This is a genomic window from Actinoplanes sp. TFC3 (assembly GCF_001553785.1).
Lineage (GTDB): Bacteria > Actinomycetota > Actinomycetes > Mycobacteriales > Micromonosporaceae > Actinoplanes.
In genome coordinates, this window is the sequence record NZ_LOJP01000001.1 from 2,360,006 (window position 1) to 2,380,728 (window position 20,723).

The window sequence follows — 20,723 nt, forward strand, 5'->3', positions numbered from 1 at the left end:
CTCAGTCCCGCGTGCCGCGGATGAGGGTGCCCAGCGTGCGCAGCATGATCTTCAGGTCCAGCCCCAGCGACCAGTTCTCGATGTAGTGGTTGTCGTAGCGCACCCGGTCCTCGATGGATGTGTCGCCGCGCAACCCGTGGATCTGCGCCCAGCCGGTGAGCCCCGCGGGCACCCGGTGCCGGTCGGGGTAGCCGGCGTAGGAATGCCCGAAGCGCTCCACGAAGTACGGCCGTTCCGGACGCGGGCCGACCAGCGACATGGTTCCCCGCAGCACGTTCACCAGTTGCGGCAACTCGTCCAGCGAGGTGCCCCGCAGCAGCCGCCCGACCGGGCCGATCCGGGCGTCGGCGTCGATGCTCCAGGTGCTCTGCGACTCGCCCTCGTCGGCCGGGGTCAGCGAGCGGAACTTGACGATGGTGAACGCCTCGCCGTCGCGGGTGACCCGCTGCTGGCGAAAGAGCACACCGTGCCGGCCCGATTCGAACTTCACGGCCAGCGCGCACAGCAGGAACACCGGGGCGAGCAGGATCAGCGCCAGCCCCGCGCCGACGATGTCGATCAGGCGCTTGAGTGGCCAGCGGCGCAGTTGCACGGGTTCGGCGCGCAGCCGGGTCAACGGGATGCCGTTCACCAGTTCCGCGCCGACCGAGCCCACGGCCAGCTCGAACAGCCGCGGCACCACGTGCACGGTCACGCCCAGCCGGCGGCACCGGCGCAGCACCGGCACCAGCTCGGAGTCGGGCACCGCCGGGTACGCCACGATCAGGTGCAGCGGCTTGTACCGGGCGACCGCGCGTTCCAGGTCATCGGCGCTCGCGAGCACCGGCAGGGTGGGCTGCGACAACGTCGCCGGTCCGACGAAGCCGACCGGGGCGAGCCCGTACCCGCGGTCATGGCGCAGCGATTCGGCCAGCCGCACGGCCAGGTCCCCGCTGCCGGTCACGATGGCGGCGCGGCCGGGGGAGCGGCGCCGGTGCCACCGCAAAATCCGATAGCAGACGGTACGGGCCAGCAACGCCGCGCCGACTTCCGCGCCGAGCGCCGCGATGCCGTGCCGGCCCAGCGGCTGGATCCAGTGGATCACGGCGATGGTGAACGCGACCGCCAGCACCGTGCGCGGCAGGTCGTCGAGCACCGCGAAACGCAGCCGGGCCCGGTAGAGCCCGGCCACGGCGAAGGTGAGCGGCACGGCGGCGGTGACCGCCCACGGCGTATGGGTGGACCAGGCCGCGGCGGCGATCGCCCCGGCGTCGAGCAGCAGCAGGATGAAAGACTCTCCGGCCCGGCCCCGGGCCCTGCGGGCAGGCGCCGGACGGGCGGTCAAGGGTTGGGCAACAGGGCTCCCGGTCCGTGATCCGGGGCGAGCTGCGGAAGCGATCTGGAACAACGATCCTCCCAGCCGGGCATCGAGCTTTGTGATGCAATTGAGCGTGGCAAGGACGCGGATGGCGTCGACAGTCGCAAATGTCACGAGAGATGCGAGGCATTTTCACGTACGCCGCAACTCCTGGCCGTTCGGGCATTGCTGGTTCCGGAACCGAGTCAGGTTGTTGACATCTGACGCCGTCTATCGCTTGCTGTGATCCGGTCCATTGCATTCCTGTTACGGACCTGGCTTTTTGATAGGAAAGGACCACCCCGTATGACGAAACGCCCATCCGGGCGCCGGCTCGCCGGCCGGTTTCTCGCCATCGGTCTGACGCTGGCCACCACCGGCGCGCTGACAGCACACGCCGCGACCGCCGCCCCCGCGCCGGCTGTCACGGCAGCGCTGCCGAGCTTCGGTGCCAATGTCACCGTCTTTGACCCGAGCATGCCGGTCGAGCAGATCCAGGCGACCCTGGATGCGACCTACGCCAAGCAGGTCGACAACGAGATGGGTACGGCTCGGTACGCGTATCTGTTCAAGCCCGGCACGTACGGCACCACCGACAAGCCGCTGCAGATCAAGGTGGGCTACTACACCGAGATCTCCGGCCTCGGCGCCGACCCGACCGACGTGACCATCAACGGCAAGGTGGAGGTCTACAACCGCTGCCTCGCCGACGGTGGCACGAGCAACTGCCTCGCGCTGGTCAACTTCTGGCGCACCCTGTCCAACCTGACGATCAACATCAACGCCGCCGGGCAGGACGGTTGCCGCGGGACCGCGAACTTCTGGGCCGTGTCCCAGGCGGTGTCGCTGCGCCGGCTCAACGTCAGCGGGGGCAACTTCTCGCTGATGGACTACTGCACCGCCGGTCCGCAGTACGCCAGCGGGGGCTTCATCGCCGACTCGAAGTTCCCGTCGGTGACCAACGGTTCGCAGCAGCAGTGGATCACGCGTAACAGCGAGGTCGCTGGCTGGTCGAACGGTGTGTGGAACCAGGTGTTCTCGGGTGTCGTGGGCGGGCCGGACGACTCGGCGTTCCCGAACCCGCCGTACACCACGGTGGAGAAGACCCCGGTCAGCCGGGAGAAGCCGTACCTGTTCGTGGACGCGCAGGGTAAGTACAACGTCCGCGTGCCGGCTGCGCACAAGAACACCAGCGGAACGTCGTGGGCGCAGGACGAGACGTCGGGTCGTACCCTGCCGCTGAGCAGCTTCTTCGTCGCTAAGCCCACCGACCCGGTGTGGCTGATCAACAACAACCTCGAGCAGGGCAAGAACCTGCTGCTCACCCCCGGCATGTACGACATCCCCTACAGCGTCAGGGTGCTGCACCCCAACCAGGTGGTGCTCGGCATCGGTCACGCCACGCTGACCGCGGTCAACGGTGCCACCCCGCTGAAGGTGGCGGACGTGCCCGGTGCCGTTGTCGCCGGCGTCACCATCGACGCGGGCACCAAGGAGTCGAAGACGCTGCTGGAGGTCGGCAAGAACGGGCGGGGTCCCAGCTCCGCCAGCAACCCGACCACGCTGTCCGACGTGTACTTCCGCGTCGGCGGCCCGCACATCGGCAAGGCCGGCACCGCACTCGAGGTCAACAGCGACAACGTGCTGATCGACCACACCTGGGTGTGGCGCGCGGACCACGGCAACGAGGGCTTCACCGAGGGCGTCAACGGTGACACTCAGCGCTGGCGTACCAACACCGGCCGCTACGGCGCCGTGATCAACGGCGACAACGTGACCGCGACGGGCCTTTTCGTCGAGCACTTCCAGAAGTACAACACCGTCTGGAACGGCGACAAGGGCACGACGATCCTGTACCAGAACGAACTGCCCTACGACCCGCCGACGCAGGCCGACTGGATGAACGGCAAGGTCGAGGGGTACGCGGGTTACAAGGTCGGGGACAAGGTCCGCACGCACAACCTGTACGGCGCGGGCGTCTACGTCTTCAACCAGAACAACCCGGCGATCCACACCGAGAACGGCTTCGAGGTTCCGAAGCGTTCCGGCGTCAAGCTGCACCACATCATGACGGTGAACCTGAGCGCCGGCACCCTCGATCACGTCGTCAACGGCGTGGGGGGCCCGGCCGACACCAGCAACACCGGCACCCCGGTCTACGTCACCGAATACCCGGCGCCGTAGGTCCGAGTCACTGGGCGGGCCGGGGCATCACGCCCCGGCCCGTTCGCTTGCCCGGCCCAGATCGATGAGGTGCGCGAGACATTCCCAGCGGGCCGGCACGGCCAGCGCCAGCGCCAGCACCCGCCACCAGCAGCGCGACTAGGTAGTGGGGTTTTCCCGCAGCGGGCGCACGGCAGCGGGGACTGGCGTTCCGCAGGGCACGTAGGTTGTTGTGAAGCTGCCGTAATACCCGAACAGCGGTCCGAGGCGCCGGTTGGTCACGGTCACCTGGATGCGGAACCGCTCGGCGCGCTCATCCCACCACTCGCGCACCTCGGCATCACCGGTCAGCGCCGCCGGGCAGCGCAGGCCACTGCGGAAGATCTGCGGGCCGCTGCGGATGCGCAAACCACCGGCGCTGTCCACCGACACGTCCAGATCCACGGCCAGATGCTGGGTGGATCCGAGGTAGTCGACAATGACGTCACGCTGCGGGACGTAGACCATCGTTGCGTCAAAGCGACGGCGCAGGTGGGGACGTACCTGGAAAGTGCGCACGAACGTCACCGTCGGACGGCCGTAGGAATCGGGATAAGCGTAATTCTCGATGGTGAAAGGAATGCTCGTCCCGGTCTCCGGAAACAGAATGTGCCGCAACGTGCCGAGGTGCAGGAAAGGCGCGGTGAAAGCGGCCCCCCGCCAGACCCGGTTCATCACGCCGGTGCCGATGCAGCCCTGGTCCCGGCCGCTGCCGACGTCGAAACGCCGCTGCAGGCGCGGGTGCAGACGCTGGAAGTCGTCGCGCAAGGCCGAGGCAAAAACGGACGTCGTCACCGGTCGTCCTTTCCGGGCCGCCGCCGGCACCGGCGTGCCGCAGGCGTGTGCCGATGCGGAGGTACGAACAAAGCCACGCCAACCGCTCCCACCGCGACCACCGGCCCGATTGTCAGGGCCGCAGCCACGATTGCGGCGCGCAGGACAACCTCGGCAATGGCGTTCCAGCGGGCCCGCTCCGGGGTGATCCCGTGCTCCAGCCACAGCCGGAGCCGATCGAACGACCAGGCCGTGACCCACCCGAACGCCGGCCCGAACGCCATGTCGGCAAGCCGCCCTGCGCGCCCCCAGCGAGTCCGGTATGCGTACCCGGTCAGAAACCGCGTACCCCCGTTTACCGGAACGTACCGCCAGTACCCGGAGCCCTCCCGGATGGGCGATCGAGGATCCGGTGACCCGAAGCGCAACGCCGACGTGGCCTCCCCGTCCGAGCGGTGCCGCTCCCCGCTGTGCACGCCATACCCGGCAATCTCCACCCCCGGCAGCACCGCAGTCGCGTACGTGAACCGCGCCGCGCCGGACCCGTCCTCCGGGACCGGATCGATGCGCCCGAAGCGAGCATCCCAGCGCGGATGCTGCCGGTAGTCCTGGGTCAGCGTCCAGATTCGTTCCACCGGCGCCGCAATGGTCGTCTCCACGTAGATCCGGGCCATCCGCCGCCCCCTCCCTCGATTTGAGCTACTGCTCAAACTAGTAGAGGTTGAGCGATCGCTCAAGTGCTATGCGGAGATCGGCCGCGATCTACATTGGTCGGAGCCGGCGGCAACGGGGGAGAGCGCATGCGAACACTGCGAGTGGCATCACCGTGCCCCTGCGCCGGCTCTACTTCCTCCGCTTCGGGTTCGCCCTCGTCTGGGCCGCGCTGCTGTTCACGACCGCCGCCAACCTCGGCCCGCTGAGCATCGCCCTGCTCGTGCTCTACCCGGCCTTCGACGTGGCCGCCGCGGTGATCGACCTGCGCTCCTCGCGCAGCCCCGTCCTCTACCTCAACATCGCCATCAGCGGCCTGGGGGCAATCGGCCTGGCCATCGCCAGCGCTTCCGGCATCCCGGCCGTGCTGCGCGTCTGGGGCGCCTGGGCCATCGCCGCCGGGCTCGTCCAGCTCGTCGTCGGCATCAACCGCCGGCGCCGGGACGGTCACTGGCCGATGATCCTCAGCGGCGGTCTCTCCGTCGGCGCCGGAACATCGTTCATCCTGGCCGCGGCCAAGGACGGCGCAACCCTGAGCAACCTCGCCGGCTACGCCATCCTCGGCGGAATCTTCTTTCTGATCGCCGCCCTGCGTCTCGGGCGACAATAACCCCAAGACGCACAGCGGACTTACGGTACGAGCACAGCCCGCACGCAGTTGTCTTCCTTCTCCTTGAAGATCCGGTACGCCTCCGGCCCCTCGTCCAGCGGCATCACGTGGGTTGCCAGGTGCTCGGTCACCAGCTCACCCTTGGCCATCCGGTCGAGCAGCATGGGGATGTAGCGGGGGCCGTGCATCTGCGCGCCGCGCACGGTCAGGCCCTTGTTCATCATGGCGCCCAGCGGGAACTTGTCCACAATGCCCGCGTACACGCCCAGCACGAACACCGAGCCACCCTTGCGGGCCACGTGGATCGCCTCGCGCACCGCGGGCGAGCGGTCGGTCTGCAGCCGCAGTTGTTGCTTGAGCTGGTCGTAGGGGAACTGCGGGCCGGCCGAGTGGGCTTCCATGCCGACGGCCTCGATGCACACGTCGGGGCCGCGGCCGCCGGTGCGCTCGCGCAGTTCCTGCTCGGTGTTGACTTCTTCGTAGTTGAGGGTTTCCGCGCCGATGAACTTGGCGGTCTGGTCGAGGCGGTAGTCGTACCGGTCGATGACCACGACTCGTTCCGCGCCGAGCAGCATCGCGGCCCGCGCCGCCATCTGCCCGACCGCTCCCGCTCCCCAGACCGCAACCACGTCACCGGGTTGGACGCCGCCCAACTCCGCGCCCATCCAGCCGGTGGAGGCGGAGTCCGAGGCGAACAGGGCCCGCTCGTCGCTGACGCCCTGGGGCACGGTGAACGCACCGACGTCGGCGAACGGGACGCGGATGTACTCGGCGTGGCTGCCCTGGTTGCCGCCCATCGCGTGGGAGTAGCCGAAGCAGCCGCCCGGGGCCTGACCCCACAGCGTCTCGGTGAGCGCCGGGTTGGTGTTGCTGTTGTCGCACAACGAGTACAGCTCCTTTGAGCAGTACCAGCACGAGCCGCAGCCGATGAACGAGGACACCACCACGCGGTCGCCGACCCGGTGGTTCTTGACCAGCGCGCCGGCCTGCACGACCTCGCCAAGGAACTCGTGGCCGATCACGTCGCCCTTCTGCATGAACGGGATGTAGCCGCCCAGCAGGTGCAGGTCGGAGCCGCAGGTGACGCTGCGGGTGACCTTGACGATGATGTCGCCCGGGTTGCGCAGCTCGGGTTCGGGGACCTCACCGACCTTGAGCTTGTTGATGCCCTGCCACTGCAGCGCCTTCACAGCAGTCCTCCCTCGCGGCCGTGCTCGGTGGCCGCCTGCAACGGCCGGTTGAGCAGCGTCGTCTTGGTGGTCGGCGGGCCCGAGGGCAGCAGCACGTCACCGGCTTCGAGCAGCGAGCGGGTCTCGCGCAGGGCCCGCCGGATGTCACCGGCGCCGACCGGGGAGCCGTCGCGTGGCCGTACCGAAATCTCGGTTCCTCGATCTGCCGGGGCGGGACGCAGGCTCACCTCGACGGTGTCGCCCAATTCGGCCAGCGACCCGGGCACTTGTTCGGCTTTGAGCTCGTCGTAGGGGCGGAAGACGGTGATGACGTGGGGGCGCCCGTCGTGGTCCTGGGCACTGGCACGGCGCTTCTTCACAACCGAAGTCGCCGTGACACCCGCTGCTGCGGCTGTCACGGCGACCAGGATTGCTCGGCTAGCTCTCATGGAGAGGAAGTACCGACTTCGCGCTCGGATAAACGGGGTGCCTGCTCAGTCCTTCAACGCACCTTTGATCTTGTTCACTACGTTCGCCGCGCCCTGCATGTGCGCGCCGGCTCCGGTGCCGGGCTTGCCGGGACCCTGCGAGCCGTCGTAGGTGACGAACAGCTTCGGGTCCGGGGCCGGGCCCAGCGGCTTGTCGTCGGTCAGCGGCTGCGCGTCGGGCACGTAGATGTACTCCTGCTTCGGGTCCACCAGCGTGGGGCCCTGCGCCCAGCGGCCCTCTCCGGCCCTGCTCTGCGGGTCGAAGCTGTAGAAGGTGCGGTTCGGGCCGTCCTTCTCATCCTCGCGGTTGGAGTCCTCGATGCCGTTCTCGGTGAAGCCGTCGGCCACCAACTGCTCGATGCCCAGCAGCCACTGCTGCTGGTGGTACGTGTCGCGGGCCAGGTTGAACTGCAACATGTCCTTGACGCCACGATCATCGGTCATGTTGTAGACGCGGCTGGTCATCAGCCGGCTCTGCGCCTCGGCGGCGACGTTCGAGCGGAAGTCCGCCAGCAGGTTGCCGCTGGCCACGATGTAACCGGTGTTCCACGGTGTGCCCTCGCTGTCACGGGGCAGCGCGCTGCCGCCGCTGACGATGGCGTGCTGCGGGCTCTGCCCACCCATAACGGCGGCGAGCAGCGGGTTCGCGGCCGCGGCCTTCTCGGTCGCCTCACCCGGGGCGCCCTCAAGCAGCCGGGCCAGCATCGTGGTGAGCATCTCGACGTGACCGATCTCCTCCGTCGCGATGTCCATGATCATGTCTTTGTACTTGCCCGGCACCCGGCACGACCAGCCTTGCCAGAGGTACTGCATCATCACGGTCATCTCGCCGAACTGACCGCCCACCAGCTCCTGCATCTTGCGGGCCAGTAGCGCGTCGGGCTTTTCCGGCTTGGCCTGGAACTGCAGGTAATCGACGTGCTTGAACATGGGGAGGTCCTCACCTTCGAGGGTCGGGGTTGCTCACGCCGACTCCACTACCCCTCTGTCTGACCCGGCTGGGTCAGGCCTTGGCCCACCCGGGACGTCTTTTGCGGGCAACGGCAAGGCGCATGGTCGTCCTTGATACCGCCGCCGATCTGGTCCAGCCGCTGCGCCGTGGCGTGGCGCGGGTGGCCCCCTGGTTCGGCCCCGCGTTCGTGGCGGCCATCGCCTACGCGGATCCCGGCAACTTCGCCACCAACTTCACCGGCGGCGCGACGTTCGGCTACCAGTTGGTCTGGGTCATCCTGGTGGCCAACCTGATGGCGATGCTGATCCAGTCCCTGTCGGCCAAGCTGGGCCTGGTGACCGGGCGCAGCCTGCCCGAGCTGTGCCGCGAGCACCTGCCCAAGCCGGTGTCGCGCGGGCTGTGGGTGCAGGCCGAACTGGTCGCCATGGCCACCGACCTGGCCGAGATCATCGGCGGGGCGCTCGCGCTGGCGCTGCTGTTCCACGTGCCCTTGCCGGTGGGCGGCCTGATCACCTGCGTGGTCGCCTTCGCCCTGCTGGGACTGCAGAACAAAGGGGTACGGCGCTTCGAACGCGTCATCGCCGGTCTGCTCGGGGTGATCCTGCTGGGCTTCCTCTACACCGTGCTGCGCACCGGCACCGACGGGTCCGCCCTGGCCGCGGGCATGGTGCCGTCCTTTTCCGGTACGGAAAGCCTGCTGCTGGCCACCGGCATCCTCGGCGCCACCGTCATGCCGCACGTCATCTACCTGCACTCGGCGCTGACCACGACCCGCCGCTCGGACGTCACCATGCGCCAGGCGCTGCGGGCCCAGCGCACCGACACCCTGGTCGCGCTCGGCCTGGCCGGCCTGGTCAACCTGGCCATGCTGCTGATCGCCGCGCAGTTGTTCTTCGGCTCCGGGATCGCCGGCGCGGACACCCTCGAAGGCATCCACGCGGGTCTGGGCGCCACCCTTGACCGCAATGCCGCGCTGGCGTTCGCGATCGCCTTGCTGGCGTCCGGGTTCGCGTCGTCGAGCGTCGGCACGTACGCCGGTCAGGTCGTCATGCAGGGATTGATCGGGCGAAGCATCCCGCTGTTCGTGCGCCGGCTGCTGACCATGGCCCCGGCGATGGTGATCCTGCTGCTGGGCGCCGACCCGACGACCGCCCTGGTGTGGTCGCAGGTCGTGTTGTCCTTCGGCGTGCCGTTCGCGCTGGTGCCCCTGGTGTGGCTGACCCGGCGCAAGGATCTGCTGGGTGAGCACCGCAACAAGGCGATCACGACGGTGGTTGCGGGAGCTGCGGCCGTACTCATCATCGCCTTGAATGTGTTCTTGATCGTCCGCACTGTCGTTTCATAGGCCATCGCGGGGGAATGCCGCGCGCTATGGCGACCCCTCACAGCATTCCGGCGCTGCCCGCCAGCGCAGCCGCCTCGGTGCGGCTGGTCACCCGCAGCTTGCGCAACAACGTGGCGGTCAGCCGCTTGACCGTGCGTTCCGAGACGTGCAGAGCAACAGCGATCTCCGTCGTGGTCGCGCCGCCGGAGATCAGTTGCAGCAGCGTGCGTTCATCGGTAGCAAGCTGCACCGGTACGGGCTTGGCGGCGCGAGCCGGGGCGAGCAGGTCGGCCAGCAGCGCGGGCGGCACCACAGCCCACCCGTCCAGCACGGCCAGCAAGGGTTGCAGCAGCTCAGCCGGGTTGCTGCTCTTGGGCAGGAAGGCCTCCGCGCCGGCTCGCAGCGCCTCCAGCGCGACCGCCGGGTCCTCGTCGCCGGACATCGCCACGATCCGGGTCCGCGGCGCCGAGCGCTGGATGGCGGCGATGGCCCTGATCCCGCCGGGCGGCGGCATGTGCAGGTCGACCAGCACGAGATCGGGTACCGCTCGGGCAACCAGCCCGGCCGCCGAGGCGGCATCCGAGGTGGCTGCCACGACACTGGCCCGCCCGCCACTCACATCGGGCAGCAGAAGTTCCAGACCACGGGCGAACAGAGTGTGGTCGTCGACAACGACGATGCGAATGTCTCTGTGCATGGCGCCCGCATGCCCAGCCGGAGCCCGAACATGCGTCTGAGTGTGCGACGCCGCCCCGATCCCGCGCTCGTGCTGCTGCGCAGCGTCTGCCATGAGCTACGCCCGCCCGTCACGACGCTGACTGCCCTGGTCAGAGCCCTGGAGGAGCAACCCAACCCGGACCGGCGCGGCGAGCTGACCCGGCTGGCCGCCGACCACGCCAAGCACGTCGAGGCAGTACTGCAAGAAGCCGCGGCCACCGCCCACGGGCTGACCTGTCCATCGGAATGCCCGGTGCCGCTGCGCCACGTGGTGCCCGCGGTGGCGGCCAGCGTCCCCGTCGACCGGCTCACCGTGTCGATCACCTCGGAAGCCGCGCACTGGCCGGTGTCGCCGCGCGCGGTCCGCCAGATCCTGCTCAACCTGCTGGCCAACGCGTCGGCCTATTCGCCGGGGCTGATCTGCCTCAAAGCCACGGTCACCGGGCGGCGGCTACGCCTGGCGGTAGCCGACGAGGGAGAACTGAGCGACGACCTGGTGCGGGCGTTGCGCCGCCGGACCCCGCCGCCGGACCGCAACGGGCTCGGGCTGTGGGTGGTCCGGCACATGGTTGCCACCCAGAACGGCACAATCAAGGCGCACAACCTGAAGCCCAAGGGCGTGGCCGTACGGGTGTCGTTGCCGCGTCCGCGATGCTGACCCCCGCGTGCCACCCGGTGGCCCATGAGGGACGGGGCGCAGGGAACGCCACCATCATGCGATCCCTGATCCTCGGCGCCTACGCTGTCTCCCTGCTGCTCACCGCCGACTACACCCCGCTCACCGCGGTGCTGCTGGCCGCGCTGGTCGCCCTGTGGGCCTTCCCGATGCTGCTCAAGCGGTCGCGACACGCCCACGCGGTGGCAGCCGAACCGGCCCGCAAAGCCGTCATGCCCTAGAAGCGGGGCTCAGCGGGATCGTCTTGTCGCTGACCGGCATCAGGCACTGGGTGGGGCTGCACGCCGCATACCCGATGACCGCCTCGATGCGCGGGCCGGAGGCGGTGACCGGAATCGTCAACGTGACCGGGCCGTCCGGGTAGACCGGCAAGTCGACGTCGAGTTCGGTTTCGTGCAGCGTGACGGGGGATTGGTCAGCTGTGGCCGTACCGGTGGCGGTCAGTCCTTCGCCTGGTTTGAGAGCGGTTGGACGCCCGAGCCCGTCGATCCCCGTGGCCGGCAGGTCCGCGCTGTACAGGTGGAAACCGGGTCGGTCGGGCCGGTAGGTGGCGGTGAGCTTGCCGTCGTGCAGGAGCAGGGACACCGTGACGCCGGCTTCCTGATACTTCGCGGTCAGATCACCGGTCGGCGCGTGCGCCCCGCAACCCGCCACAAGCGCCACGCACCCCGCCGCCAGCCAGCGTCTCACTTCCACTTCTTCAAGAACGTGGCGACGTCATCCGCGCTCATGCTCCGGGCGCTGGCGAACGAGCCGTCGTTGGTGACCGTGCGCACCTTGCCCTTGGGGCTGAGCACCACGAGCGCCGGGATGCCGCTGCTCCGCAGGTCCACGGTCAGATCCTCGGCGACATCGAGGTTGTGGTCGAACTCGCCGACATCGACGCTGACCACGTGAAACTCCTTGAGCAGCGGGGACACCTCGGGCTTGGCGGCCAGCTTGCGCAGCACCACACAGTCCGGGCACCAGTCCGCGCCGACGTCGACCAGCACGGGCTTGCCGTCCTTCTTGGCTTTGCTGAGGGCGTCCTTCACGTCTTTCGCCGCGTCAGCTTCCTCGTCGTAATCACCGAGCACTGTCACGGCTTTGGTCTTCGGTGCGCTCGGTGCGCTTGGTGCAGGCTTCGCCGGTGGCGCGGCGGGTGCCTCCGCTACCGCCGGCCCGCACGCGGCGAGAGAGAAGGACAGAATGGCTACGGGTACGGAAAAGCGGCGCACGATGTTCTCCCCGGCGGTCATGATGGCTGCGAGATCCTAGAGCACCAACGAGCCGTCCCGCTGCCCGTTCTCGATGGGGCCGCACGTTTTGAGGTGGGGGCATGACTGAGCGGCTGACCACAGATGAGTTCCTGGCCTCGCCGGGCGTCGGGGACTGGGGGGTGGTCTTCGGCGGCGGCTGGGCGTGCGCGCACTTTCGTACCGCCTCGTTCGTGATCGGTGCCGCGCTGGTTCAGGAGATTTCCGTGCTCGCCGCGGCGGCCGGCCACTACCCCGACGTCGACCTGCGTCCCAACGGCGTGTACGTCCGGACGTCCAGCGGCCTGAGCGGATTGTCCTCGCGCGACGCCGAGCTGGCCCGGCAGATCTCCTCCGCCGCCGCCGAGCTGAACGTGGTTGCCGATCCCACAGTCGTACAGCAGGTCCAGGTGGCGATCGACGCGCTGGACATCGCTGCGGTGCGGCCGTTCTGGCACGCGGTGCTCGGGTACGCAGCGGTCAACGACGAAGACCTGGTCGACGACCTGCGGCGCGGACCGACGTTCTGGTTCCAGCAGATGGATTCGCAGCGCAACCGCGTCCACATCGACATCTACGTGCCACGCGATCAGGTGGAGGCCCGGGTGGCTGCGGGGCTCGCAGCCGGTGGGCAAATGGTGCGGGACAACGGCCCGGACTGGTGGACGCTGGCCGACCCCGAAGGCAACGAGGCCGACTTGGCCGCGTGGGGATGAGCGAGCCTGGGCGTCCGTCAGCGCCGCCGCGCCGGACGGCTCAAACGTCGCCTCGTAGTCCAGCAGTTGCTGAATTCCGGACTTAGAAGGCACGCTGATACAGCACTTAGAAGGCACGCTGATACAGCGAACATCCCCGGCAAACCTCAGGCGGTTCCGCCCCAGCCAGTTGCCGCCGAAAGTCCTGATAGGCAGCTCCGCCCCAAATCTCCGGAAAGCTGGAGAACTTCAAGCTTCCCAGAGAAACCCGATCGTCCCCCATCACCATGCAACAAGGCTGCACCACTCCAGCGCTGGTGATGTAAGCCGCATCCCAAGGCCACGAGCATCCGCCGCCAGCGGACGCCGACCCGGCATGAGGCAACCGCAGCCGCAACCCCGAGGAAGCAGCCGCCTCCCGCGCCGCGGCAACCACCGCATCATCCAGGCCCGTCCACAAAGCCTGGTCCGCGGCGAACGACCGGATCTCCCCATAAGACCCAGCCGGATCGGTATCGGAGAAGCTGTGCGACAAGTTCTGCACGTGCAGCTCGTCGACGCCGATACGGCTCAGGAGGCGTACCAGATCAGGCAGTTGCTCCTGGTTCTGGCGCATCGCCACGAAGACCACGCGGATCCACGGCACCGAGGAGCCCAGGGCGCGCTTGATCGCAACCAACCCGGCCAGATTCTCCACGACGCCGGAGAAGTGAGCGCCCTCGCGGATCGCCTCGTAGGTGGCGGCGTCGGCGCCGTCGAGCGACACGTGCAGCCAATCAACCTGGCTTTCCACGAGGGAGCGGGCGCGGCGGGCATTCAACAGAGTGGCGTTGGAGTTGAAGCCGACGGTGATGCCGCGTGCCACAGCAGCACGGATCATGTCCATCAGGTACGGCGACAGCAGCGGTTCACCGAGGCCTTGCAGCGTGAGCCGGTTCAGGGTTGGCACCTCGTCGACCAGCCGCGCGAACATTTCCAGCGGCATCGCTCCGGCGAGCTTGTTCACCGGCGGGCGGTAGCGCACCAGGCACATCGTGCAGCGCAGGTTGCAGGCCGATGTGATCTCGAGTTGCAGATGCCGGGGGAGTGGTGGCACGAGGTCAACTGGCATGGGAACTCCCCAGCAGCAGCCCGGTCACCGCGTCGATCAGGTGGGTGGCCGTGGCGGTCCAGGCCTGGGCCGGGTCGTCGGCGCCGTTTGCCAGTCTGAGTTCCTGTTCGGCGCAGGTGTGCACGAGCAGGTTGCGCATCATGTCGCTGCGGCCCCGGCGGGCGTCGACGGGTAGGTGGGGCAGGCAGCTGTCGAAGCCGGCAATCACCGCGCGGACCGTGGGGGTGTCGGTGGCGGCGTCCACGATCAGCGCCCGGTGCAGGGGGTCCGTCATGACCTGGGCTGCGAAGCGGGCGTACCAGCTGGGTCTTCCTAGGGTGGCCAGATGATCGGTGTACGGCAACACCAGGCACCCCGCCCAGTCCCGCACCTCCTGGCTGCCGTCATGGCGGAACACGAGCTGGCGCCGCAACTGTTCCATCGGCTCGGCGTGGCGCTGCACGATCGCGCGAATCAGATCCGACTTCGTGCCGAAGTGGTAGCCGACCGCCGCGTTGTTGCCCTGACCTGCGGCCTCACTGACCTGGCGGTTGGATACCGAGAACAGGCCCTGCTCGGCGAACAGCCGCTCGGCAGTACTCAGGATTATCTCGCGGGTGAACCCGGCGCGGTCGGTGCGTACCTGCATCATGCCCCCCGAGCTGCACTGATACAGCGCACCTTACCGCGCTGGGGTTCAGTCGCTTGACTTAATCGAGGTGCGTGGATTGACTGGGGGCATGTCCGATCTGCTGGCTTTTCCCGCGTCCCGGGCCGAGAAGTGCCCGTTCGACCCGCCGCCCGCGCTCAAGGATCTGCAGGACCAAGAACCGATGTCCCGGGTACGGCTGTGGGACGGCTCGCAGCCCTGGCTGGTGACCCGCTACGCCGAGCAGCGCGCCCTGCTGGCCGACCCCCGGGTCAGCTCCGACGTCACCAAGCCCGGCTACCCCGCGGCCGCACCGCTGCGCCCGGGCAGCAGCGACTCCATCGGGTTCATTCTGATGGACGATCCCGAGCACGCCCGGTTGCGCCGCATGGTCACCGCGCCGTTCGCGATCAAGACCGTCGAGGCCATGCGCCCCGGCGTGCAAGCCATCGTGGACCGGCTGATCGACGAGATGCTGGCCGGTTCGCAGCCGGTGGATCTGGTCGAGGCGTTCGCGTTGCCGGTGCCGTCGCTGGTGATCTGCGACCTGCTCGGGGTGCCGTACTCCGACCACGACTTCTTTCAGGAGAACAGCAAGAACATCATCAAGCGTACGGTCCCGGTGGAGCAGCGCAACAAAGCCTTCCAAGCCCTGCACACCTACCTGTACGACCTGCTCGCCAAGAAAGCCGAAGCGCCCGCCGATGACGTGCTGTCGCAACTGGTCGCCCGGGTCGAGCGCGGCGAGCTGACCCGCCGCGAGGCCGCGGGCATGGGCGTGCTGCTGCTGATCGCGGGCCACGAGACCACCGCGAACATGATCGCGCTCGGCACCCTGGCGCTGCTGCAGCACCCCGATCAGCTGGCCCTGCTGCGCGACTCGGACGACCCGAAGCTGGTCGCCAACGCCGTCGAGGAACTCTTGCGCTATCTCACCATCGTGCACAACGGCCGGCGCCGGGCCGTGCTGGCCGACATCGAGATCGGCGGTCAGCTGATCCGGGCCGGTGAAGGCATCATCCTGGCCAACGACCTCGGCAACCGCGACCCCGACATGTACGCCGACCCCGACCGCCTCGACCTGACCCGCGACGCGCGCCGGCACCTGGCCTTCGGTTTCGGCGTGCACCAGTGCCTCGGCCAGCCGCTGGCCCGCCTGGAGCTGCAGGTCGTCTACAGCACGCTGTACCGCCGGATCCCCACGCTGCGGCTGGCCACCGAGGTCGACAAGGTGCCGTTCAAGCACGACGGCGCGGTCTACGGCGTGTACGAGCTGCCAGTCAGCTGGTGAGCACACGACACCCAGGCGCCGGCGCCGGCTGACGGACTGGCTGCGGGCCGGCACCGTGCTGTTTTCGCTGTTGCGGGAGATGTTCTGGACCGCCGGACGCGGTCAGACCCTGAAGGTGCTGACCAGGCTCTGCAGTTCGCTGGACATGCGGGCCAGCTCACCGGCGGCGCGCTGGGTGTCGGCCACGCTCTCGGTGGTCAGCCGGGTCGCGGTGGCCAGCTCGTCGATGCCGGCCGCGATCTGGGTGACGCCGCTGGCTGCCTCGGTGACGCCCCGGTTCATCTCGCCGGTCGTGGCGGTCTGCTCCTCGACGGCCGCGGCGATGGTGGTCTGGTAGTCGCTGATCCGCGCGATGATCTCGCTGATCTCGCCGATGGCGGTGATCGCCGTGCCGGTGTCGGCCTGGATCGCGGTGACCCGGGCGCTGATGTCCTCGGTCGCCTTCGCCGTCTCCTGGGCCAGGTCCTTGACCTCGCTGGCGACCACGGCGAAGCCTTTACCGGCGTCCCCGGCCCGCGCGGCCTCGATGGTGGCGTTCAGGGCCAGCAGGTTGGTCTGCTCGGCGATCGCGGTGATCAGCTTGATCACGTTGCCGATCTCGGTCGACGAGGTGCCCAGCTGCGACACCGTCTCGTTGGTGGTCAGGGCCATGGTGACCGCCTGCCCGGCCACCTCGGCGGCCTGGTTGGCGTTCTGGGCGATCTCGCGGATCGACGCGCCCATCTGCTCCGAGCCGGCCGACACCGTGTCGACGTTGCGGCTGACCTCGTCGGCCGCGCCGGCCACCGTGTTCGCCTGCATGCTCTGGCTCTCGGTGTTGCGGGCGATCTGCGTGCTGGTGGCCGACAGCTCCTCGGCCGCGGCGGCAAGCGAGGTCGACGCGGTGCCCAGCGACTGCACGGTCTGGCGCATGGTGGCGATCGCGCTGTTCACCGACTGCGCCGCAGTGCCGACCTCGTCGCGGCTGGTGACCGCGATGGTGCCGGTCAGGTCGCCGTTCGCCACCTGGGCGAGCACCTTGTTGACCGAGGCGAGCGGACGGGTGATCCGCCGTACCGTGAAGAAGCCCAGCACGGCCGCGATGACCATGCCGGCGACGAAGCAGGCCACCATCAGGTTGCGGCTGCTGCGGTACTGGTCGGTGTTGGCCTTCGCCGATGCGGCGCCGTCCTGCGCCTCGTCCTCGTTGAGCCCGTCGAACCCGGTGTTGACCTGGGCGATTAGCGGCGCGGCGGCGGCGTTGTAGACGAGCTGGAAGCTGTCGACGTCGCGGTCCTGGGCCAGTGGGGCCAGCCGCTCCGTGGCGATCTTGCTGAATGCGGTGACACCGGTCTGCACGGCGCGTAGCGAATCCTTGCGGTCCGCGTCGTCGCCGTTGATTGTCGTGTACTGCTGCACCGAGGCGGTGGCCGCCTTCAAAGCGGTCAGGGCGGCGGCCACGTTCTTGCTGGCGTCGGAGTTGGACGCGGCAATGTTGCTCAAGCTGAGCTGCAGCAGCACGTCGTTGAAGGACTTCTGCGCGCTCGCCAGCGTCTGCGAGGACTTGAGGTTCTTCTCGTAGATCTGGTTGGCGTTGGTGTCGGCCTGACTCAGCGAGCTCAGCCCGGTCCCGGCGACCACGCCTCCGGCAAGGAGCGCGGTGCCGAGGGCAACGCTGATCTTCACACCGACGCGAAGATCGCCGAACCAACCGGTCCACCGGGAGCGCTTGTCTGCCATGCCTGCCATCTTCGACCCGTACCCGGGCTTCTTGAGACGTTCTGCCGTTTTCGCCCGTCGGCGGCGTCGGCGGGTTAGCGCCGGCTGTGGCTCGGTAGGCTCCGGTGGCCACCAGCGAGTGAGCAGGCTCGTTCGCTCGGCCTTGCAGCCTACCGCCGGCGGGCCGGCCCCGGAGGTGAAACGGCCTTCTCGCGACGACTGCAGTTCGCCCCGGGGCGCCGGCCGCCTCCAGCTTGGCGATCGTGCGCCGGAGCGCTGCGATGGCGTGGCCCTACATGTCGAGTTCGATGCGTGACGAGCAGCTCGCTGGGCAGGGCCCGCACGGTAGCCGATAACGGGCGAAAGGGATCGGCCCGGCCCCTCAGACGAGGGGCCGGGCCGATCGGGGGGCGTTGCTCTCAGCGGCGGCCTTCGGGGCCGTCGAACTCGATCTGCTCCTTGCGGACCTGACCGGTGACCTGCTCCTCCTCGCGGACGGTCTCCTTGCCCAGGCGCACCCGCTCCACCGGTACGGTCTCGGTGTCCACCACCGGGCGCTCGGCGTGCAGGGTGACTTCATGCTCGGCCTCGGTGATGGCCGGGCCGTCGAACGCGTCGCCGCGGTTGGCCTCGGTGATCGGCTCGCGCTCCAGGCGCACTTCCTCGTGCGACACCGGGACGTTGACCTGCTGCTCCTCGGTCACCACGTACTTGCGCAGGCGGGCCTTGCCGACCTCCTCGCGACGGGTGTCGGTGACCAGCCGCTCCTCCGAGCGGGTCATCGAGTCGGAGCCGCCGAGGTCGCTGTCACCGGAGCGCCGGCTGGTGCGCTCGTCCACGCGGTCCGCGAACTCGCTGCGGTGCTCGCCGTGGTGCTCACTGCGGTTCTCGTCGCGGTACTCACTGCGCTCGGTCTGGGTGCGCTCGGCGAAACCGGCGCCGGTGCCCGTGCCGCTGGTCGTGGTCGCGGTGTTCGAGGTCGAGACGTTCGAGCCGTACTCGGTTCCGGTCAGACCGTAGTACTGGTACAGCTCGTTCTCGTCGGCGTGGCTCAGGGCGCCATCGGTGTCGATGCGCGGAGCGTCCTTCACCGTCGCCTTGTCCACCGGAACGGTGATCCGGTCCCCGGAAACGCTGGCGCGCTGCAGCGGGACAAAGGTCTCCTTCGTCCCGAACAGGCCGGTCTTGACCGTCACCCACTCCGGGTCGCCGCTCTCGGCGTCGAGATAGACCTGACCGACCGAACCGATCTTGTCACCGTCGGTGTCGTACACGTCGGCGTCGGAGAGCCTCGCGATGTCGTTCTGAGTCAGCACAGCGTGTCCTTTCCAGGGGGTGTCACGTGATCGGATGCTTGATCGCGTAAGGAAAAATAATGCGTGTTCAGATGGTGGCCATCATCGTCGACTCACTTGATGTGCCCGAAGGTTTATGGGCTAAACAGCGGCCCGAAAATTTGTCACTGTGGTAGGGGCAACGCGATCCGGTCGAGCAGCGCGTCGAGGGCTGGTGCAAAATCGCGCGCGGCGCCGTCAAGGCTCAGATGCGGGGCCAAAACGCCGCAGAACCGGAAATGTACTCAGATCCGGGTCCGCCGTGCCGGTGGTCTGCTCGCCCGGCTGGCTGCCGCCGGCAACCCCCAGCAGCAGCCCGAGCGGCGCGCTGCTGAACGTGCGGTAAACGGTGGCGGCGTCCTCGCCGGAGAACCCGGCGGCGGTCATCGCCTCGAGCAGCGACTCGATCCAGCGCAGGCTGCGCAGCGGCGGGCGCACCGAGGGGGCCGCCGGAGGCCGGTCGCGGCCAGCGGAAACACCTCGGGATGGGCGAGCGCGATGCGGCGCGGACCACTTCGTCCAGCAGGGCTTCGCAGCCGGGAACGTACCGGTACAAGGCCATGCCCTCGACGCTCAGATCGGCCCCGAGGCATGGCATGGTCAGCTTGGCAGGCTGTTCTCGTCGATGAGGCGGATTGCGGGCCGGACGATCCGGTCCGCCTCCAGCGCCCCTCGGGTTCCTGCACCGCTCACGCGGCCCAGTTTCACACAAGTCAAATGCAATGTGGACGATCAGTGCAGCAAAGTGCGAATTTCTTTCGCCAGCAACACCGACGCGTCGATCTCGACCTTGCGGATGGAAACGCTTTCGACATTGAATCCGAAAGGCATTCCCAGATTGCGGCAGAAGCCGATCAGCTCGCGCGCGTTGGCCAGACATTGCCGGTACGAATCAGTCAGCGGATCGGGTGAGCGCGTCAGCGAGTTCTGCAGCCACCGCGGCACATCAACGCCCAGCCACTTCAGGAACTCCAGGGTCTTCGGCGATCCGCACACCGACAGGGTGAAGATCATCCGGCGCGGCGGCACCCCCCGCTCGGCACACTCATAGAAGTAGTCCGAGATCAGGCTCTTCGTGGCGTCCACGTTGTACACCACCTGCGAGATGAAGAACGAGCACCCACGCTCCTGCTTGCGCAGCATCCGCAGGTGCTCGTCACCGCGAGCCGAATACCGCTCGGTGATGCTGACCCCGCCCAGCGGCAACTCCGGGCGCACCTGCTCGCGCAACGCGTGCGCCTCATCCATCCGGGTGTGCACCGCCTTGTCGGCCGACGACGAGCCGACGAACACGCTGAACACCCGGTCGGTGTCGATTTCGCGCAGCCACCCGGACAGCTCATCCCGGGGGTACTTGCCGACACACCGGTAGACAACGACCGGCCGTTCCCAGCCGGCCAGGTAGTCGGACTGGAACACCCCCGGGTCCATCGTCGGCAGGTACGGGAACGGCCGCTGATCCGGGTTGCGGTCGCTCTCGTCGTCGATGTCGTAGAGCACCAGCCCGTCCAGGTCCAGCCCGTCGAGGCGGGCGAGCGTGACACTGGCGATCTGCGCGGCCTCGGCAGCCGAAACACTCGCACGCGGAGGCGTCAAACCCAGTAGCAGCACCTCGCCGCTGGTCCCGGCGAGCATCGTAGGTTTGTCCGTAGCCATTCCGATACGGTACTGAGCGGTCCAGGCACCCTCACGGAAGGGCGAGCCCCGGGACGCTGGCGGGGGCGCGTGAGCATGCACCGGCGGACCTGTCGCATCGTTGACCGTCAGCGCGT

22 protein-coding genes are annotated in these 20,723 nt (G+C 68.4%); 7 read left to right on the forward strand and 15 right to left on the reverse strand.

What is annotated here, in order from left to right:
- Position 1: 1 nt before the first annotated feature.
- Positions 2 to 1,324, reverse strand: coding sequence for a sugar transferase (locus tag TFC3_RS10835; protein WP_161952568.1), 1,323 nt, complete (start codon positions 1,322 to 1,324; stop codon positions 2 to 4).
- 318 nt (positions 1,325 to 1,642) lie between these two features.
- Here TFC3_RS10835 and TFC3_RS10840 point away from each other — a divergent pair, with 318 nt between their 5' ends.
- Positions 1,643 to 3,520 carry an adenylyl cyclase gene (locus tag TFC3_RS10840; protein WP_067498853.1) on the forward strand — a complete coding sequence of 626 codons (1,878 nt, stop codon included), beginning with the start codon at positions 1,643 to 1,645 and terminating at the stop codon, positions 3,518 to 3,520.
- A gap of 138 nt (positions 3,521 to 3,658) precedes the next feature.
- Here TFC3_RS10840 and TFC3_RS10845 read toward each other — a convergent pair whose 3' ends face one another.
- Both TFC3_RS10845 and TFC3_RS10850 read right to left on the reverse strand, forming a co-directional pair.
- Positions 3,659 to 4,333 carry a DUF4166 domain-containing protein gene (locus TFC3_RS10845; protein ID WP_067498855.1) on the reverse strand — a complete coding sequence of 225 codons (675 nt, stop codon included), beginning with the start codon at positions 4,331 to 4,333 and terminating at the stop codon, positions 3,659 to 3,661.
- Positions 4,330 to 4,986: an SRPBCC family protein gene (locus TFC3_RS10850; RefSeq protein WP_067498857.1), complete on the reverse strand. Its 657-nt coding sequence runs from the start codon at positions 4,984 to 4,986 to the stop codon at positions 4,330 to 4,332. The genes TFC3_RS10845 and TFC3_RS10850 overlap by 4 nt, the downstream gene beginning before the upstream one ends.
- A gap of 152 nt (positions 4,987 to 5,138) precedes the next feature.
- On the opposite strand from TFC3_RS10850, the gene TFC3_RS10855 reads away from it, so the two are divergent.
- Positions 5,139 to 5,633: a hypothetical protein gene (locus tag TFC3_RS10855; protein ID WP_236718068.1), complete on the forward strand. Its 495-nt coding sequence runs from the start codon at positions 5,139 to 5,141 to the stop codon at positions 5,631 to 5,633.
- A gap of 20 nt (positions 5,634 to 5,653) precedes the next feature.
- Here TFC3_RS10855 and TFC3_RS10860 read toward each other — a convergent pair whose 3' ends face one another.
- The 3 genes from TFC3_RS10860 to TFC3_RS10870 all read right to left on the reverse strand — a co-directional run bounded on the left by TFC3_RS10860 (position 5,654) and on the right by TFC3_RS10870 (position 8,220).
- Positions 5,654 to 6,823, reverse strand: a complete 1,170-nt coding sequence (locus tag TFC3_RS10860; RefSeq protein WP_067498859.1) for a zinc-dependent alcohol dehydrogenase — start codon at positions 6,821 to 6,823, stop codon at positions 5,654 to 5,656.
- Positions 6,820 to 7,221: a hypothetical protein gene (locus TFC3_RS10865; RefSeq protein WP_236718069.1), complete on the reverse strand. Its 402-nt coding sequence runs from the start codon at positions 7,219 to 7,221 to the stop codon at positions 6,820 to 6,822. The genes TFC3_RS10860 and TFC3_RS10865 overlap by 4 nt, the downstream gene beginning before the upstream one ends.
- A 75-nt stretch (positions 7,222 to 7,296) precedes the next feature.
- On the reverse strand, positions 7,297 to 8,220 hold the full coding sequence (locus TFC3_RS10870) for a manganese catalase family protein (protein WP_067498861.1): 924 nt from the start codon (positions 8,218 to 8,220) through the stop codon (positions 7,297 to 7,299).
- 122 nt (positions 8,221 to 8,342) lie between these two features.
- Here TFC3_RS10870 and TFC3_RS10875 point away from each other — a divergent pair, with 122 nt between their 5' ends.
- Positions 8,343 to 9,587, forward strand: coding sequence for an Nramp family divalent metal transporter (locus tag TFC3_RS10875; RefSeq protein ID WP_067498863.1), 1,245 nt, complete (start codon positions 8,343 to 8,345; stop codon positions 9,585 to 9,587).
- A 37-nt stretch (positions 9,588 to 9,624) separates the two neighbouring features.
- Here the strand turns inward: TFC3_RS10875 and TFC3_RS10880 are convergent, their stop codons facing one another.
- Positions 9,625 to 10,263 (reverse strand): response regulator transcription factor, encoded by a 639-nt coding sequence (locus tag TFC3_RS10880; RefSeq protein ID WP_067498865.1) that lies wholly within the window; start codon positions 10,261 to 10,263, stop codon positions 9,625 to 9,627.
- A 30-nt stretch (positions 10,264 to 10,293) separates the two neighbouring features.
- Between TFC3_RS10880 and TFC3_RS10885 the strand changes: the two genes are divergently transcribed.
- Positions 10,294 to 10,941 (forward strand): sensor histidine kinase KdpD, encoded by a 648-nt coding sequence (locus TFC3_RS10885; RefSeq protein WP_236718070.1) that lies wholly within the window; start codon positions 10,294 to 10,296, stop codon positions 10,939 to 10,941.
- A gap of 56 nt (positions 10,942 to 10,997) precedes the next feature.
- A complete protein-coding gene (locus TFC3_RS10890; RefSeq protein ID WP_067498869.1) occupies positions 10,998 to 11,180 on the forward strand; it encodes a hypothetical protein in 183 nt (60 codons plus the stop codon).
- Here the strand turns inward: TFC3_RS10890 and TFC3_RS10895 are convergent.
- A complete protein-coding gene (locus tag TFC3_RS10895) occupies positions 11,170 to 11,649 on the reverse strand; it encodes a hypothetical protein (RefSeq protein ID WP_153040178.1) in 480 nt (159 codons plus the stop codon). The genes TFC3_RS10890 and TFC3_RS10895 overlap by 11 nt on opposite strands.
- The gene (locus TFC3_RS10900; protein WP_082771967.1) at positions 11,646 to 12,197 is read right to left on the reverse strand and encodes a thioredoxin family protein; all 552 of its coding nucleotides are present in this window, start codon (positions 12,195 to 12,197) and stop codon (positions 11,646 to 11,648) included. The genes TFC3_RS10895 and TFC3_RS10900 overlap by 4 nt, the downstream gene beginning before the upstream one ends.
- Positions 12,198 to 12,277: 80 nt before the next feature.
- Between TFC3_RS10900 and TFC3_RS10905 the strand changes: the two genes are divergently transcribed.
- On the forward strand, positions 12,278 to 12,910 hold the full coding sequence (locus TFC3_RS10905; protein WP_067498874.1) for a VOC family protein: 633 nt from the start codon (positions 12,278 to 12,280) through the stop codon (positions 12,908 to 12,910).
- A gap of 106 nt (positions 12,911 to 13,016) precedes the next feature.
- On the opposite strand, the gene TFC3_RS10910 is transcribed toward TFC3_RS10905, so the two are convergent.
- The gene (locus TFC3_RS10910) at positions 13,017 to 14,000 is read right to left on the reverse strand and encodes a radical SAM protein (RefSeq protein ID WP_067498876.1); all 984 of its coding nucleotides are present in this window, start codon (positions 13,998 to 14,000) and stop codon (positions 13,017 to 13,019) included.
- The gene (locus tag TFC3_RS10915) at positions 13,990 to 14,631 is read right to left on the reverse strand and encodes a TetR/AcrR family transcriptional regulator (RefSeq protein WP_067498878.1); all 642 of its coding nucleotides are present in this window, start codon (positions 14,629 to 14,631) and stop codon (positions 13,990 to 13,992) included. Before TFC3_RS10915 ends, TFC3_RS10910 begins: the two co-directional genes overlap by 11 nt.
- A gap of 88 nt (positions 14,632 to 14,719) precedes the next feature.
- Between TFC3_RS10915 and TFC3_RS10920 the strand changes: the two genes are divergently transcribed.
- Positions 14,720 to 15,919 (forward strand): cytochrome P450, encoded by a 1,200-nt coding sequence (locus TFC3_RS10920; RefSeq protein ID WP_067498879.1) that lies wholly within the window; start codon positions 14,720 to 14,722, stop codon positions 15,917 to 15,919.
- Positions 15,920 to 16,021: 102 nt separating this feature from the next.
- On the opposite strand, the gene TFC3_RS10925 is transcribed toward TFC3_RS10920, so the two are convergent.
- The 4 genes from TFC3_RS10925 to TFC3_RS10940 all read right to left on the reverse strand — a co-directional run bounded on the left by TFC3_RS10925 (position 16,022) and on the right by TFC3_RS10940 (position 20,607).
- Positions 16,022 to 17,638, reverse strand: coding sequence for a methyl-accepting chemotaxis protein (locus TFC3_RS10925; RefSeq protein WP_161952569.1), 1,617 nt, complete (start codon positions 17,636 to 17,638; stop codon positions 16,022 to 16,024).
- Positions 17,639 to 18,036: 398 nt separating this feature from the next.
- A complete protein-coding gene (locus tag TFC3_RS10930; RefSeq protein WP_067498884.1) occupies positions 18,037 to 18,933 on the reverse strand; it encodes a DUF2382 domain-containing protein in 897 nt (298 codons plus the stop codon).
- Between the two features lie 216 nt (positions 18,934 to 19,149).
- The gene (locus TFC3_RS39215) at positions 19,150 to 19,389 is read right to left on the reverse strand and encodes a hypothetical protein (RefSeq protein ID WP_067498886.1); all 240 of its coding nucleotides are present in this window, start codon (positions 19,387 to 19,389) and stop codon (positions 19,150 to 19,152) included.
- Between the two features lie 294 nt (positions 19,390 to 19,683).
- The gene (locus TFC3_RS10940; RefSeq protein ID WP_067498888.1) at positions 19,684 to 20,607 is read right to left on the reverse strand and encodes a 5,10-methylenetetrahydrofolate reductase; all 924 of its coding nucleotides are present in this window, start codon (positions 20,605 to 20,607) and stop codon (positions 19,684 to 19,686) included.
- Between the last annotated feature and the right edge of the window lie 116 nt (positions 20,608 to 20,723).